The sequence below is a fragment of the Thermincola sp. GK-1 genome (assembly GCF_059412445.1).
In genome coordinates this window covers 295,825-311,480 of record NZ_JBSQAT010000002.1, presented here as the reverse complement: position 1 = coordinate 311,480, position 15,656 = coordinate 295,825, and the positions used below count along the sequence as shown (strand labels likewise).

Genomic DNA, 15,656 nt, shown 5'->3' with positions numbered 1-15,656 from the left:
AAAATTTTTACACTAAAAAAACATCTAAAAGCCTTGATATTATTAAGTTTTTATAAGTTACTTTCCGAATCTAAGTTTAAAGTAAGCTTACTGATAACTTAACAATAAAATTCTTGAAGTCCGTGGCTGTTGAACAGTGAAAAAATATGGTATCGACTTGTACGCATTAATGTTACCACATAATTTGGGACAATCCTTCATGTAAATTATGGTAAGCCCTTCCTCAGTTGATACCCTTTACCAATCACATCGCAAACCTCCGTCTAATATTAACGTTTGATTTCATACCCCAAACCGGTACTTGCACAAAAAATTTTATCCTCCGGGTTTTTCTTTGCTTTATCCGGAGGATAATAGGTATATTTAGCCAAGTTATTCTCGTTTATGTAAAGGACTTTTTTTGCAAATTAAATGTTTTTATCAAAGATGTGTTTACAAATCAATGTTCCGATGTAAATTTTAAACCAATAATTCCGGCAATGATCAGTACCAAACAGATAATTCTGAACATCTGGACAGGTTCTTTAAACAGCAAAATACCTACCACAACTGTACCGGCAGCCCCTATACCTGTCCATACTGCATACCCCATCCCGATAGGAATGGTTTTTAAGGCTACCGATAATAAACTTACGCTGATTAGCATAGCGCCAATAGTTACAAGGCTGGGCCACAGCTTTGTAAACCCCTCGGTATATTTCATGCTTGCAGCCCAAACCGTTTCAAAGATTCCCGCAATAAACAAATATACCCAAGCCATTTTCTAACCTCCCAGTACTTTCATCAGTTTTTCTGCCAATGGTATATCAGCCGGCGCAAAACCGTATTCCTTTAACTCGGCAACGGGTACCCATTTAAATTCGTCATGTACGAGAGGCCTGAACTCTCCCTTTTCCCATTGTACATAATAAGCTAACAAATGAATAGCGCCATGTTCGTAGTGATAAATACTCTCACCGAAAAAAGCGCCCACACTTACTTCAATGTGAAATTCCTCCTTCATCTCCCGTTTCAGGCACTCTTCCGGGCTTTCTCCTTTTTCTATTTTCCCGCCCGGAAACTCCCATTTGCCGGCCAACAGGCCGTTTGCTTTTCTTTTGGCAATAAAAACTTTATCATCTCTCATTAATATTGCAGCCGTTACTCTTTGCAAAACTATGACCCCTACCCTTCTGTTCATTAATGAAGAGGCATTAAGAGTACTGCTGTCCGTTAACTCCCCTTAATTTACGGGAAAGTTCAACTCCCAACACCCATAACGCCGCAGTAGTTAAATGTAAGGGCGCCCCGGCGTCAAACAAAATATTGGCACTGGGTGGGAATTCATCATCTCCCTGTCGTAGACAGACAGCCATAGGCAGCTTGGGAAATACGGGTATACTCACTCCATAGTCCCCCATTTTTATTTCTGTGGCACCAAAGAGTGGAGCTATTTTCCTGAATTCCTCGATTTTATTGCCAAATTCCTCCGCCAGTGGGTTAATTGCCTCCAGGACGAAAGGTTGATGATGATGAGGGCCGCCCGGTAATTGAATGAATGCTATCCAGGTATTCCTCGGCATGGCTCCCGTAGCGCCGGTCAGGTATTGCAGAATTAATACTTTATCGTTTTTCACCAGCTCCCATTTAGCGTCAGATATTATTTCGCCCGAAGGGAAATCAACCTCTATATTGGCATGAAGATATTTTAAAAATATTTTTTTATTCTCTTTGTCATAGACCGCTCCGGCATTGCCGGCCATCTCTGCCGGGTCTTTTTCTTTAAAAACCTTAATAGCTTCCGCATAAGCATTAATATTACACATATGCGCCCTCCCCTGAAAAAATGGGTATCATTCAAGATACCCATCCAACAAGAATTGCCAGTTATACTAATTTTAACTTAGGTTTTTTTATTATGCAAGACGCAAACTTTGAAGCCTATACGGCATTCTGTTGGGCAGCCACGGAATTACTCCACTTCCCGCATTTGTCTCCCCAACGGGCCAACAAGTTGCTGCGTGCTCCGATTTCAATAACCTCACACAGGTTAGGACAGTCTTTACATTCAAAACTCGATGCCTGGTATTCATCCAGGACTGCCGAAAAACCGCGAAAATTGGTTTTGCCGCCTTTTGCGGCCACAGCTTCTTTGGCCAGGTGTGCCGCCCCTATGGCCCCCATGACGTCAAAATGTTCAGGAATCAAGATTTCCTGCTGCAAAGCTTTTTCAAAAGCCTTTTTGATACCTATATTTGCGGCAACGCCACCCTGGAAGATAATGGGGCTATTGATTTCTTTCCCTTTACCGACGTTATTCAGATAATTCCGCACCAAGGCTTCACATAACCCCGCCAATATATCGGGCAGGGAATGGCCCATCTGTTGTTTATGAATCATATCCGATTCGGCAAATACCGAACACCGGCCGGCAATGCGAACTGGGTTTTTGGCCCTAAGGGCAATGGCGCCGAAATCCTGAATAGGTAGGTTTAACCTGGCTGCCTGCTGGTCCAAAAAAGACCCTGTACCGGCTGCGCAAACCGTATTCATGGCAAAGTCTGTAACAATTCCGTCCCGCAGGATGATAATTTTTGAATCCTGCCCGCCTATTTCCAGTATTGTCTGTACTCCCGGCACCTCGATTGAAGCAGCTACAGCATGGGCCGTAATTTCGTTTTTCACCGAATCGGCGCCGACGATTACCCCGGCCAGATGCCGTCCGCTGCCTGTCGTACCTACCGCACAGATTTCCACAGCGTCACCAAATTCATCCCTGAACAGCGCCAATCCTCTTTGTAAAGCTGCAATTGGTTGTCCCTGCGTTCGCAGATATAATTTTTTTAGAACCTTGCCTTCATGATCAAGTAAAACAATATTCGTGCTTACTGAACCAACATCTATCCCAAGAAATCCATACATTTTTTTGTACCCTCCTTATAATTTTTTCTGCGCCGCAGTAAATCCACAAAGGCTTCCAGTCTGGTAACTACCCCGGCGTCACCGGAATGTTCGTCCACAATTAAGGTATAGGTAGGTATATCTTTATCCCTGCTCACCGTAGGCAAAATACTTTCAGCTATAATTTCCGGCATACAGGTAAATGGCGCAACCTGTATAACTCCGTCGTAACCCTGCTGCGAAAATATTACAGCGCTTCCTATACTTTCTTGTCCGTGCCCGCCTACAGTATGGTTAACATAAGGCAAAGCCATTAATTTCGATTCTTTACTGCTTTTCATCTTTAATAATCCCATAAACAAATGGTCGTTGATCCACTGGCTCAGGTAGATGGACCTTTCCACTTCCACCCCGAGCTTGCCGAGGTTTCTTTCGATTTCCAGGTTGACAAAGGGTTCCAGGAGAACATATATTTCCCCTACCAGACCGATTCTGATGACGTCCCTGTTCCTGTTCACCGCCACTTTTTTCAGAGCTTCACCGATTTTCTTCTCCACATCTGCCAGCTCTTGCGGGCTCTCTGCCCGGTCAATCCAATGCAAAGCCTTTTGATAAACCTGGTCGGCATGGCCCTGTTCCAGTTCACGGGGTCGTAGGTAATGTATGCTTTGCTCCAGCCGGTCAGCGACCACGGCTTTTAACCAGCCGAAGCGTATTGCTTTAATAATTCTGAGCCAGGACTGGTTGTCGGCCACTTCCTTAATCTTGGCCAGGAGCTCTGAAATATGCTTTTGTGGTGGTTCAAGAACAATCATTTTATAATTCAATCCCAGGTCTTCTATTATTTCCTTCTGCACCTGAGCATAATAACCAAACCGGCATGGTCCTACTCCCCCTGCCATTAAGATGGTATCGGCTCCCTGCTCGTAAGCCTCGATAAAATTACCCAGATTAACCTTCATAGGCAGGCAGGCAAATTCGGGACTGTTTTGTACCCCTAATACCATGGTTTTTTTGCTGGTCGGCGGCGGTACGACTACCTCCACCCCCAGGTAATTAAGCATGGCTTTTAAACATATATACATATTACCCATGTGCGGAAAGGTTACTTTCATTAGACTTCCTCCATCTGATCATATCTACAAAGGCTTCCAGCCTCGTCACTATACCGGCTTCGCCTGTATGCTCGTCAATAGTAAGATTGAGAAAGGGTTTGCTTTTATTGCGTTTTATTTTCCTCTCAATGAGTTCACCGGTAAAAGAATCCGGACCACACCCGAATGCCGCCACATGAATTATACCGTCAATGTCTTCCCTCTGCATGAAGTGGAAGCTGGCCCCCACCATTTTCCTTCCCATAGTCCAAAAAAGCCTTTTTGGCAATAATGATGCCTTGTCCTCAACTTCATCATGGGGAATATTATCAGCCGTTAACACCTGCACGCCCAGGTTTATGAGCTTAGCTATCAGGTTCATACTGACATACCGGTCATAAATGTTATAGCCATGACCAATCAATGCAATTTTTAAATCTCCTGCGGCGGGCGGCGCATAATTTTGCGCCACCAACCCCCTGGCCATCTCTTCAATGGCTTCATCAGGCATATAGCCCGCCTCCGTTAACTTGATAAAATTATTTAACTGTTCCATTCCTTTTCTATAAGCAAGCCAGATTTTGGCCGGGTTGGACGTGAATATTTTCCCTGCTTCATATATTGCCTTGTATATATTGGCCGGCTTTTTACTAAGGTTGACAGTAATATCAATAAGTTTGGGCAGGTTTTTAATGTTATGCCGGATCATATCAGGCAAACCCAGGAACTTCGGGCAGATAAATGCCTTTTTTTCCACACTGACTAACCGGGGTACAAAAATATAATCTACCTGATCACATAATTCGATAACATGTCCGTAAAAGACCTTAACGGGCAAACATACTTCGTCAACCGCTTCTTTTACGCCATTGTCCAGAATTCTTTTCGTGGTTTTACCCGATACTATTACCTCCGCTCCCAACTCCTCAAAAAAGGCTTTCCACATAGGAAAATAACTGTAGTAGAGCAATGCGCGGGGTATTCCAACTTTAACTGGCATGGAAATATTATCCTCCTTTCATACATAACAATTTTTATTATTAGCATTTTTTCTCTTTTTATTCCTCGAAACCAACAAAATGGTAATGCGCAATTTCGGCACAAATTGCTTTCCTTAAAAGTCAGGCCGCCTCCCGTCCATAGGCACTCAACTTAAGTTGAGTACCGGACTTCCCGGCGGCCTTCACCATCTTCAAACATGCGGGAACCTCCTGCCTTCTTGTTTCCGGTTTTGCGAGCGCCGAAAATATTTAAGTTCCCCCACTTATCGCTTGCCAAATTAATTTTTCTTTCCGGATAAACGGTTTTGATTTCTAACCTTCCGGGGCAACCTTTTTTTGACCGGAGCGGCAGAAGGCTGCCTGGTAGTATCAATTGGTCTTAATATACTCGGACGGATGTTTTTCATCGGTAACGTGGGCCGAACCAGTAAGTGCTTCAGAGCCGCCCAGTTAAAGGGAATTAACGGCCATAAATACGGCACTCCAAAAGGTTTGGTCCGGGCAACTAAAATTAAAATTGCGCCAATTCCGATAATTAACCCCGGTAGTTTTAAAGCTCCCACCATCAATAGCAGGAACAGCCGGAAAATCCGATTGGCCATCCCCAACTCATAGCTGGGAGTGGCAAAAGTACCGACAGCCGCTACTGCCAAGTAAAGTATTACCTCGGCAGTAAACAATCCCACATTGATTGCCACATCCCCAATCATAAATGCAGCAATCAAACCCAGAGCCGTTGCCAGGGGCGTAGGGGTATGGATAGTTGACTGCCTGATCATGTCAAGACCGATTTCGGCTATAATTAACTGCAGTAGCAGCGGGACTTCGCCAGGTTTTTCCACCCCTATAAATTTTAGCGATGCCGGTAAAAGTTGCGGCTCAATGCTGAATAAATACCATAACGGCAATACAAACAAAGAAGCAAATACCGCAATAAACCTTACCCACCTGAGATATACACCAATAAATGCATTCTGTCTGAATTCCTCGGCATGCTGCAAATGGTGAAAATAAGTAGCGGGTGCAATAATTACGCTGGGGGACGTATCCACTATCACTAAAACATGCCCTTCCAGTAAGTGGTCCGCCGCCACGTCGGGCCGCTCGGTATAACGCACCTGTGGTAAAGGGTTCCAGTTGCCGGTGGTAATATACTCTTCTACAGATTTTTCCGCCATGGGCAGACCGTCAATTTTGATGTCCATAATTCTTTGCTTGATTGTTTTCACAAGGTCAGGATTGGCCACATCCTCCAGATAAGCCACGCAAATATCAGTTTTGGACCTGACCCCGGCCTGCAAAATTTCCGTTCTCAGGCGCGGGTCTCTGAGCCGCCGCCGGATTAAGGCGGTATTAAAAAGTATGGTTTCCGTAAACCCATCTCTGGAACCCCTGACTACCCGCTCGATATCAGGCTCTTCCGGATTTCGGCCCGGATACTGGCGGGCCTCAATCAAAATGGCTTCCTCCATACCATCGACTATAAGCGCCAGGAAACCGGCCAACACCTTGTTGACTACATCCTCCAGCTTATCGGTAGGAGCTGCCTTAACGTAAGTGACATATTTGGCTAACAGTTTGTGCAAGGTGTTAGGCGTTAGGTTCTCGCGTTCCAGGAAGGCAAAATTCTGCATTATTTCAACAATGGGCAAATCCTTTATCAACCCGTCTACGAACAAGATGGCGGCCTTTTTACCGGCTATCTCAAACTCCCGCCAGGCCACGTCATAACTTACGCCAATTCCCAACACGTTTTTCAACATTTCCGCATTTTCATCAAACTTTTTACTTACCCGGGTCTTTGGAGCCATCGTTTCTTCCATTTTTATATCCACTCCTGTTAATTACTTCCTGTAGCGCTAGTGTTGTTAACGGCGCTCCATTAGAGATATCGTCTGCCATGTCCATTTTGCCAATGTCACCCAGTCCGATAATGACTTTCACATCCAGAGAATTCAAGACGCTGACCGTATCCCCTTCCAGATATTTATGATTAGCCGGTTCTGGCTGTCCATATTTATCGACGGGCCCGTCGACTATCACGCCGTCCCTGGTAATTGACTTATCTACCCTGGTTCCCTGAATACCAGATGTATTGGAAGCCACGGCCACCACCCCTAATACATCTATCTCGGGGTGCCGGACCACGTAATCCAGGACTTGTTCTCCTTTGCCAAACCCCGTGTTTCCGCGATCGTCAACCATTAAGACAACCGGGTCATGAGGCGTCAGCTTAATCAGTTCTACAGCTTGCTGGCCCGATATTGGCGTGGGGTTTCCGGCAGACAGTGAAATGCACCGGGCGCCGACATTCCTGGCAGCAATCTCCACAGTCCTTTTTGCCACCATGTCTCCATCGGTAACAATAATAACTTTTCTGGTTTGCTTTTTCATAAATTTCCACTTATTCTCCTTTGGGAGTGAATGCCACCGCCACCAGGTAACCAAATATTACAGCGGCGCCAATTCCTACAGAAGCTGCTTCGATACCCCCGCCAAATGCTCCGAGCAGTCCTTTCTCCGTAACTCCCTTAATGGCACCCTGCGCCAAAATATGACCAAAACCCGGCAACGGGACCGTTGCCCCTGCGCCGGCAAAATCAATCAAGGGCTGATATAAACCCATGGCGCTTAGTATGGCGCCGGCCGTTACAAAGCTAACCAGTATATGGGAGGGAGTTATCCGGTAACTGGTCAAATCGATGAGTAATTGACCGATAACACAAATTCCGCCCCCGATTATAAATGCTTTAAAATACTCCATAAGCTCAACCTCCTGACAAACTATATGCATCCATCACCACGGCATGGGCCACTCCGGGAATCGATTCACCCTGTAGCGTGGCAGTAGGGCTTAATAAAGCGCCGGTACCAATTGCCAGTACTCTCTTATACTTCCCTGCCTTCATTTGCCCCAGTATATAGGAACTAAGAACTACCGCCGAACAACCGCAACCGCTGCCTCCGGCATGGGTATCCTGGGATGGGTCAAAAATCAATATACCGCAATCGGTAAAATTCTTCGACATATCATAGCCGGCCTGTTTTACCAGTTGTATAGTTAAAGAATGGCCTATACTGGCTAAATCGCCGGAAATAATCAGGTCATAATCAGAAGGCTGCCTGGTCGTTTCTTTAAAATGGGCGACAATTGTATCTGCAGCGGCCGGGGCCATAGCTGAACCCATATCATTGGCGTCTTTGATCCCCAGGTCGATAACCTTGCCGATAGTTACATGGGTTACGGCAGGGCCGATCCCTGTTCCGCTTACTACCATGGCACCTGCTCCCGTGACCGTCCACTGAGCCGAAGGAGGACGTTGGACGCCCAGTTCTGTTGGAAACCGATACTGTCGTTCAGCCGTATCATAATGGCTGGAAGCCGCGACGGCAACATTATTGGCAAATCCTCCATCTATCAGCATTGAGCCCAAACACAGACTTTCCACCATGGTGGAACATGCTCCATATAAACCAATAAAAGGTATTCCCAGGTCACGGGCGGTAAAGTTAGCGGAGATTATTTGGTTGAGCAGGTCTCCGGCCATAAAAAAATCAATATCTTTCGTCGTCAGGTTAGCCTTTTGTAAAGCCATATTTACGGCATCCTTCAGCATTTTGCGTTCAGCTTTTTCCCAGGTTTTTTCACCGGCCAGGGTATCAGGCAGTACCAGGTCAAAAATATTTCCCAGCGGGCCTTGTCCTTCTTTGGGACCCACAATGGCAGCGGCCCCCACGATAACAGGTGGGTTAGCCAACTGAAAGGTTTGCTTACCAAGCTTTTTTACTGCTCTGTTTACTACTGTGGTTTCAACCATTTACTAACCCCCCACTACTTCGTTAAATAAACTACCAGCCCAATGAGCCACGAAGTGACAAATCCACAAACCAATACCGGACCGGCCAAAGTAAAAATTTTCGCCCCTGTTCCCAGAACCATGCCTTCCCTGCGAAACTCCAAGGCCGGAGCAACAATGGAATTGGCAAACCCGGTAATTGGCACTATGGTCCCCGCGCCGGCATACTTAGCAATAGAATCGTAAACGCCTAACCCTGTCAGCAGGGCCGCCACAAATACCAGTGTTGCTGAAGCAGCCGTACTGGCCGCCCTTTGATCCAGTCCAAACTGCATATATATGTTAATAAGCGCCTGGCCTATAATGCAGATCAAACCGCCGAAAAAGAAAGCGCCGATAACATTTCTTAGCACAGGCGGTTTGGGTTTTGTTTGCTGGACCATTTGTTGATAAACAATTTTTTGCAGTTGCTGGTCCGAAGGCTCAATATGATCTGCCAAATCCTATCTTCCTTTCTAATTTTTTATAAATCTTTATAAATAACTGAGAAGGACACCCTGGGTGTCCTTCCAAAACCTAATCAGTGTAAGCAATTTTTACATTTGCTTTAAAATCAACAAGTTTCCCGTTATGAACGTCTGCAGTAAGGTTGTAAATCTCAACCCCGGTAATGTTGTCATGGTATTTCATAGCCTCGTTCACTGCATTTTGTACCGCGTCTTTCCAGTTGTCCTTAGATTCTCCAATAACTTCTGCCACTTTGACGTACATCTTAAAGCTCCTCCTTACAATATTTTTTGCCCTGTCAGGGCATTTTTATCTCCTGACGGTTCTAAATGTATTATGCGTTAAAAGAGGTTATTTCATGCAAACAAAGTAATTAATGTGGATATTAAAACTTCTGTTTGAAGCTGTAAAAAATAATGACCGTAGATTCCTCCGGAATTATACCTTTTGGAAAATCTACGGCTTTTACCCGCGTAATTTCAGTTTCTATCATTTAAACCAATCATCGATCGGATTGTTTTCAAAGCCTGTCTTTCTATGCGTGACACCTGAACCTGAGAAATCCCCAGAATCTCTGCTACCTGGGTTTGGGTTTTATCTTCAAAAAATCTTAGCAAGAGAACTTTTTTTTCTCTTTCGGGCAGTTTTTGCAAAACATCTTTCAGGGCCATATGCTCAAACCATTGGCCTTCATCGCCGGATGATCCGGTTATCGCATCCATAACGTAGATGGGGTCTCCGTCATCCTGGTAAAGAGTTTCATATATTGAAGTGGGCAATTGCGAAGCTTCCATAGCGTTAACAATTTCCTCCCTCTCCATGCCCACCTCTTTGGCAATCTCACTTATGGTCGGGTCCCTACCCAGTGAAGCTGACAATTTTTCCCGCGCCCGGTTAATTTTATTGGCTGTTTCCTTAACGGAGCGGCTCACTTTCACTGGATTGTCATCACGTAAAAATCTTCTTATTTCACCGATAATCAGAGGAACAGCGTATGTAGAAAATTTCACATCATAGCTTAAGTCAAATTTATCTATCGCTTTGATCAGCCCAATAGTGCCTATCTGGAAAAGGTCTTCAGGTTCGTAGCCCCTGTTGCAAAATCGCTGTACCAGATTAAATACCAGCTTTAAGTTACAGTTAACTAATTTTTCACGTGCCGCCTGGTCGCCGTTTTTTGCTTTTATAAGAAGTTCTTTCATTTCTTTGTCGGATAACAGAGGGAACCGCGGCAGATTCATTTCTGATAACCGGGTACTCATTGCTTCACACCCCTAATTATCCTGTTTGTCAACAGTTTTGCTTGGCTTTTTTGTGAGTTTAACAGTAGTGCCCTGACCCGGTGCAGAATCTACCTGTACGGAATCCATAAAAGACTGCATAAAAGAAAAGCCCAGTCCCATTCTCTCCGGCGTGGTGCTGTACGCAGGCTGCATGGCCTGTTGGATGTCGGCAATTCCCACGCCATTGTCTTTAATCTCTACTTCTAAAACATCATTATCGTAAATAACGGCATTTATTCCAACCATGCAATCGGTTTTACTAGCATAACCGTGAATTAGACTGTTGGAAACGGCTTCCGAGACAGCGACTTTAATTTCTTCCAGGTCTTCCAGCGTAAAATCCAGTTGAGCCGCAAAAGCTGCCACAGTTACCCTGGCCAAAGCCACGTTTTCCGGTAAACTTAATATCTCTATGCTCATTTTGTTTTTAAGTTTCATGGTCGCTCCTCCTTACATCGCCTGCAGCGCCTCTTCTTCTGCACTGTAACAGTCAATTATTTTTTGGATACCGGATAACTCCAGTATTCTGTTAACCTGTGGCTGCGCCCCAATAATAGCCATTTTTCCTCCCAATTGGCTGATGCGCTTGTATCGGCCCAAAATTACGCCTAAACCGGAACTGTCAATAAACCCAACGTCTGATAGGTCCAAAACTACATTTTTAACCAACCCTTCATCCAACTGCTTATCTATATGGCACCTGATGTTATCGGCAACAGCCATGTCAAAATCACCGGTTAGTTTTACCAGCAAAACACTTTCTTTATATTCAGACGAAATGCACATGGTAAACCCCTCCCAAAATAAATGCTTTGTCGGTATTCTACAAGGCGCAATTTTTTTCCTGCTAATTAATGGCAAAACAATTGTAAGGTTTTGTCGAAAGTAGAAAGTCCAAATTACCGCTGGCGGGACATTGATGCCCGGAACGACTGGAATAGCTCGTATCAGTCGGTGCGGTGATTTGGACTTGGAGTAAATTCAGATATCTGGTTTAATCTATTCTGCCGGGGTGATGGTAGAACGGACAAGCTTAACGATGTGTTTAAAGACGCCGCCTTTTTCCACATCACGGGCTGCCACTAAATTAACCTTTAAAACCTGTTCTTTATCTTTCATTACAGTGACTTGGCCTACCTTTTGCCCCTTTTTGACGGGAGCCTTAACATAAGGTACCAGGTCAAGCTTATAGGTAACTGACTTTTTCTCGCCCTTGGGAACGACTATAGCCACATCGGAGGCCGTTACCGCATCCACCCAGTCCCATTGTCCTTTACTCACCCGGATCTTACCAAGTTTTTTTCCTTGTTCGGCGATGTTGGCAGCTTCATAGCGGGCAAATCCGTAATTGTATAATCTCATGGATTCCCGGAAATGGCTGCGGGGTTCCGGCGTAGCCATAACAACGGCGATTAACCGCAGACCGTTGCGCTTGCAGGTGGACGCAAGACAGTATTTTGCTTCCGACGTCCACCCCGTCTTGCCGCCGTCACATCCATCATACCACCACAGCAGTTTGTTGGTATTCCAGAGGACAAACTCCCCACCGCGCAAGTCATAACGTTTTATGGAAGTAAGCTTACTGAAAAGGGGATATTTTAAAGCTTCCCTCATCATAACAGCCAAGTCCCGGGCAGAGGTATAATGTCCTTCTGCCGGAAGCCCATAGGCATTGGCAAAATGAGTATGTTTAAGGCCTAGTTCTTTGGCCTTTTCGTTCATCATCTTAACATATGCTTCATGAGAGCCGGCTATGTGTTCAGCCACAGCAACACAGGCATCGTTTGCCGACCCCACAGCTATGGAAATCAGCATTTCCCGCATGGACAGTTCTTCGTTTGGCTCCAGATAAACCTGGGAACCTCCCATCCCGGAAGCATTTTCGCTGGTAACTACTTTGTCAGACAGAGAAATTTTCCCTTTGGCCAGTTGTTCCAGGGCAACCAGCAAGGTCATAACCTTGGTTACACTGGCCGGCGGCCTTTCCACATCAGCCGCTTTTTCAAACAGTACTTTACCCGTCACTGCATCGATAAGTATAGCAGATTCTGCCGTAGTTTCCAGCAAAGGCTGCTGTTCAGGAGCAGCAAAACCCTGCGTGGGAAACAGTATGGTTATCATGGTTGTTAATAAGAAAAGACCGATTACTTTCTTCAATTTGTAGTCCAAAATAATTTCCCCCTTAAATGCTTTTTCGTATTAACAGTATTTCTTGATATGGCTAAAATTATGTGCGCCATGTAGTAGTATTCCCCGCTCAATTTAACAGCCACCTGTATAATTGCGGAGAATTTGGCAACATTACTTTGTTAGTATAAATTTTTCAAACCTGTTTCGGAAGAGAAGATCAATCCATGGAGGTAGCATCAATTTATGTTAAAACTGCTGCGGCAAATTGTCATAGGTAAACCGTTAGAATCAGCCAGGATAACGCACGAACGCTTCTCAGTTCTAAAAGGGCTGGCCATCCTGTCATCGGATGCTTTATCGTCGGTAGCCTATGCCGGTGAAGAAATCCTGCACGTCCTGGTTCCTGTTATAGGTTTGGCCTCTTTTCATTTTATTGCTCCTATTTCGGCAGCAATAGTTATACTGCTCTTTATTGTGGCTTTCAGCTATATGCAGATTATTGACGCCTTTCCCAAAAGCAGCGGTGGCGCTTACATCGTTTCCAAGGAGCACCTAGGTATTTACCCGGGCCTTGTAGCGGGAGCAGCTCTTCTCTTTGATTATATTTTAACTGTTGCAGTCTCTGTTTCCGCCGGTGTTGCCGCTTTTATTTCCGCTTATACCCCGCTAGACAAGTATAGGGTGTTACTGTGCCTGCTGGTGGTACTCACTTTGGTTCTTCTTAACCTGAGAGGCATAACGGAATCAGCAACCATTTTCAGCTATCCTACTTATTCATTTATCTTCGGTATGTTTGTGTTGATAGGTTACGGATTATACAAACTGTTTGCGGGCCACCTACCGGCCTCACACCTGGCGGCTGCCACAGCCCAGGTTAACCTGAGTTCCCTAGCTCTAGTCTGGCTAGTTTTAAGAGCCTTTTCTTCCGGCTGTGCAGCTTTAACCGGTGTGGAAGCCGTAAGCAACGCGGTACCTAATTTCAAGGTACCGGAAAACAGAAATGCCAAAATAGTTTTAACTTTGTTAGCCTTTTTGCTGTTTTTCATGTTCAGCGGTTTAACCATCCTTACCCAGCAGTTGGGAGTTACACCAACAGAAAACATGACTGTTATTTCTCAGGTAGCCAAAATTATTTTTGGTAAAGGGATCCTGTTTTACCTGTTCCAGGCCGCCACTTTTTTAATCCTGGCCCTGGCCGCGAACACTGCCTTTGCCGGTTTTCCCATGCTTGCTTCATTGATGGCCCGTGATGGCTTTTTGCCACGTTATCTTGCTTTGCGCGGAGATCGCTTAGTCTTCAGCAACGGTATTGTCTTATTGGGATTTTTGGCAGCTCTTTTGCTCATCATTTTTGACGGAATTACGACTCGTTTGATTCCCCTTTATGCGGTCGGCGTCTTTACTTCTTTTACTTTAGCCCAAACAGCGATGGTAAAAAGATGGCTGGCCCATCAGACAGGAAAATGGCGCGCCAAACTTGCAGTTAACGGGATAGGGGCCATTGTTACGGGCATGGTTACCCTGGTAATTGCCACTACCAAGTTCACCCATGGAGCCTGGGTAGTTTTTATCATTATAGTCGCAATGGTCTACCTTTTCAGTAAAACAAACAAACATTACGCCGATGTTAAGAAGCAGCTAGATTTTGACAATTATAGAGTTCCGACCGGCTTAAAGCATAAAATTATAATCCCGGCCGCAAGTTTGACCAATGTGGTCGCCAATACCATAGATTATGCCCGAAAGCTAAGTGATGACATCAAAGTAGTACACATATCCATTGATAAGGAATTTACCGATAAATTCCGTAAAAAATGGGAAGCCTGGAATCCCGGTATTGAACTGGTAATTATCGATTCTCCATATAGATCTGTTTTAGAACCGCTGATGAATTACATCCGGGAAGCAGACAGAAATAAGAAGCCAGGTGAAGTGGTAACAGTTTTGATCCCTGAATTTGTTACCTGCCGGTGGTGGCACCGGTTCCTGCATAACCAGACAGGTTTGATGCTGCAAAACCTGCTTGTATTCCAGACGGATGTTGTGGTGACAACGGTGCCCTTCCATTTAAAAGAATGTGAATTTTGATCTTTTTTAAGAAGGATTTTGTTCGATTTTATCGAACATGATTAGTTATTGTTTTTTACCTATGGTGTTTATTCTGGGGAGGTAAATCATGGCGATTATTGATTTCCATACTCACGCATTTCCAGAAAAAATTGCCCATTTAGCCGTCAATCAACTGGCCAATCATTATAAAATCAGCATTGCCGGCATGGGAACCTTGTCAGACCTGCTGCAGTCGGCTCAGGAAGCAGGCATTACCAAGTTATGCCTCCACGCCGCTGCCACTAATCCGGACCAGGTACAGATAAACAATAATTGGATAGCCAAACAGTGTTCAGATAACATTATCGGTTTCGGCAGCATTCACGTTGATTACCCCGATCCCTTTTCTGAACTTGACCGCATGGAAACGCTGGGCTTAACGGGTATCAAATTTCATGCCGAGTTTCAGCAGTTTGCCATAGACGATCCCCGCATGTGGCCTGTCTACGAAGCAATAGAAGACCGCTTCCTGGTGATGTTTCATGTTGGTGACCGCAAGTCAGACCTTTCTCATCCTGCCCGCCTCAAACGGGTTATAGAATCCTTCCCCAAAATGAAAATCATTGCCGCCCACCTGGGTGGGTGGTCTAAATGGCAGGAAGCAAAAGATTACCTGCTGGGAAAGGATATTTACATAGATACCTCAAGCACCACCTGGATTCTTCCCCCGGTAGAAATAGCCCGTTTAATCAGATCTCACGATATAAATAAAGTCCTGTTCGGTACCGATTACCCCGTCGCCAAACATAAGCAGGAACTGGAAGCCTTTCACCGGATACCGTTGACCTCCGCAGAAAGGGAAAAGATTCTCTGGAAAAACGGAGCCGATCTTTTGGCTGGCAGACAGCAGTAAAA

The 15,656-nt window shown here is 45.1% G+C and carries 18 protein-coding genes; 2 read left to right on the top strand and 16 right to left on the bottom strand.

Annotated features, from left to right (window positions below; genetic code table 11):
• Positions 1-439: 439 nt before the first annotated feature.
• The 16 genes from ACSNJE_RS03240 to ACSNJE_RS03165 all read right to left on the bottom strand — a co-directional run bounded on the left by ACSNJE_RS03240 (position 440) and on the right by ACSNJE_RS03165 (position 12,719).
• On the bottom strand, positions 440-760 hold the full coding sequence (locus tag ACSNJE_RS03240) for a DMT family transporter (RefSeq protein ID WP_495251975.1): 321 nt from the start codon (positions 758-760) through the stop codon (positions 440-442).
• 3 nt (positions 761-763) lie between these two features.
• On the bottom strand, positions 764-1,153 hold the full coding sequence (locus ACSNJE_RS03235; RefSeq protein WP_052216702.1) for a (deoxy)nucleoside triphosphate pyrophosphohydrolase: 390 nt from the start codon (positions 1,151-1,153) through the stop codon (positions 764-766).
• A gap of 40 nt (positions 1,154-1,193) precedes the next feature.
• Entirely contained in the window at positions 1,194-1,805 is a 612-nt protein-coding gene (locus ACSNJE_RS03230) for a DUF3786 domain-containing protein (protein ID WP_495251974.1), read from the bottom strand.
• Between the two features lie 115 nt (positions 1,806-1,920).
• Positions 1,921-2,901 carry an acyl-CoA dehydratase activase gene (locus ACSNJE_RS03225; RefSeq protein WP_052216700.1) on the bottom strand — a complete coding sequence of 327 codons (981 nt, stop codon included), beginning with the start codon at positions 2,899-2,901 and terminating at the stop codon, positions 1,921-1,923.
• Positions 2,880-3,995, bottom strand: coding sequence for an acyl-CoA dehydratase activase-related protein (locus ACSNJE_RS03220; RefSeq protein WP_013120511.1), 1,116 nt, complete (start codon positions 3,993-3,995; stop codon positions 2,880-2,882). Before ACSNJE_RS03220 ends, ACSNJE_RS03225 begins: the two co-directional genes overlap by 22 nt.
• The gene (locus ACSNJE_RS03215; RefSeq protein WP_495251973.1) at positions 3,967-4,974 is read right to left on the bottom strand and encodes an acyl-CoA dehydratase activase-related protein; all 1,008 of its coding nucleotides are present in this window, start codon (positions 4,972-4,974) and stop codon (positions 3,967-3,969) included. Before ACSNJE_RS03215 ends, ACSNJE_RS03220 begins: the two co-directional genes overlap by 29 nt.
• A 279-nt stretch (positions 4,975-5,253) precedes the next feature.
• A complete protein-coding gene (locus ACSNJE_RS03210) occupies positions 5,254-6,798 on the bottom strand; it encodes a spore germination protein (RefSeq protein ID WP_052216697.1) in 1,545 nt (514 codons plus the stop codon).
• Positions 6,761-7,369 (bottom strand): stage V sporulation protein SpoVABEA, encoded by a 609-nt coding sequence (gene spoVAEA, locus ACSNJE_RS03205; protein WP_052216696.1) that lies wholly within the window; start codon positions 7,367-7,369, stop codon positions 6,761-6,763. The genes ACSNJE_RS03210 and spoVAEA overlap by 38 nt, the downstream gene beginning before the upstream one ends.
• 10 nt (positions 7,370-7,379) lie before the next feature.
• Entirely contained in the window at positions 7,380-7,739 is a 360-nt protein-coding gene (gene spoVAE / locus ACSNJE_RS03200; RefSeq protein ID WP_461570573.1) for a stage V sporulation protein AE, read from the bottom strand.
• A 4-nt stretch (positions 7,740-7,743) separates the two neighbouring features.
• Positions 7,744-8,793 (bottom strand): stage V sporulation protein AD, encoded by a 1,050-nt coding sequence (gene spoVAD, locus ACSNJE_RS03195; RefSeq protein ID WP_052216694.1) that lies wholly within the window; start codon positions 8,791-8,793, stop codon positions 7,744-7,746.
• Between the two features lie 14 nt (positions 8,794-8,807).
• Positions 8,808-9,272 (bottom strand): stage V sporulation protein AC, encoded by a 465-nt coding sequence (gene spoVAC, locus ACSNJE_RS03190; protein WP_013120517.1) that lies wholly within the window; start codon positions 9,270-9,272, stop codon positions 8,808-8,810.
• Between the two features lie 76 nt (positions 9,273-9,348).
• On the bottom strand, positions 9,349-9,543 hold the full coding sequence (locus ACSNJE_RS03185) for a dodecin family protein (protein ID WP_013120518.1): 195 nt from the start codon (positions 9,541-9,543) through the stop codon (positions 9,349-9,351).
• Positions 9,544-9,758: 215 nt separating this feature from the next.
• On the bottom strand, positions 9,759-10,541 hold the full coding sequence (gene sigF / locus ACSNJE_RS03180; protein ID WP_013120519.1) for an RNA polymerase sporulation sigma factor SigF: 783 nt from the start codon (positions 10,539-10,541) through the stop codon (positions 9,759-9,761).
• 12 nt (positions 10,542-10,553) lie between these two features.
• Positions 10,554-11,000 carry an anti-sigma F factor gene (spoIIAB, locus tag ACSNJE_RS03175; RefSeq protein ID WP_052216693.1) on the bottom strand — a complete coding sequence of 149 codons (447 nt, stop codon included), beginning with the start codon at positions 10,998-11,000 and terminating at the stop codon, positions 10,554-10,556.
• Positions 11,001-11,012: 12 nt separating this feature from the next.
• Positions 11,013-11,348 carry an anti-sigma F factor antagonist gene (gene spoIIAA, locus ACSNJE_RS03170; RefSeq protein ID WP_013120521.1) on the bottom strand — a complete coding sequence of 112 codons (336 nt, stop codon included), beginning with the start codon at positions 11,346-11,348 and terminating at the stop codon, positions 11,013-11,015.
• Between the two features lie 213 nt (positions 11,349-11,561).
• On the bottom strand, positions 11,562-12,719 hold the full coding sequence (locus tag ACSNJE_RS03165; RefSeq protein ID WP_495251979.1) for a D-alanyl-D-alanine carboxypeptidase family protein: 1,158 nt from the start codon (positions 12,717-12,719) through the stop codon (positions 11,562-11,564).
• Positions 12,720-12,935: 216 nt separating this feature from the next.
• Between ACSNJE_RS03165 and ACSNJE_RS03160 the strand changes: the two genes are divergently transcribed.
• Both ACSNJE_RS03160 and ACSNJE_RS03155 read left to right on the top strand, forming a co-directional pair.
• Positions 12,936-14,780 (top strand): APC family permease, encoded by a 1,845-nt coding sequence (locus ACSNJE_RS03160; protein WP_495251972.1) that lies wholly within the window; start codon positions 12,936-12,938, stop codon positions 14,778-14,780.
• Between the two features lie 88 nt (positions 14,781-14,868).
• The gene (locus tag ACSNJE_RS03155; RefSeq protein ID WP_474773079.1) at positions 14,869-15,654 is read left to right on the top strand and encodes an amidohydrolase family protein; all 786 of its coding nucleotides are present in this window, start codon (positions 14,869-14,871) and stop codon (positions 15,652-15,654) included.
• The last annotated feature ends 2 nt before the right edge of the window (positions 15,655-15,656 follow it).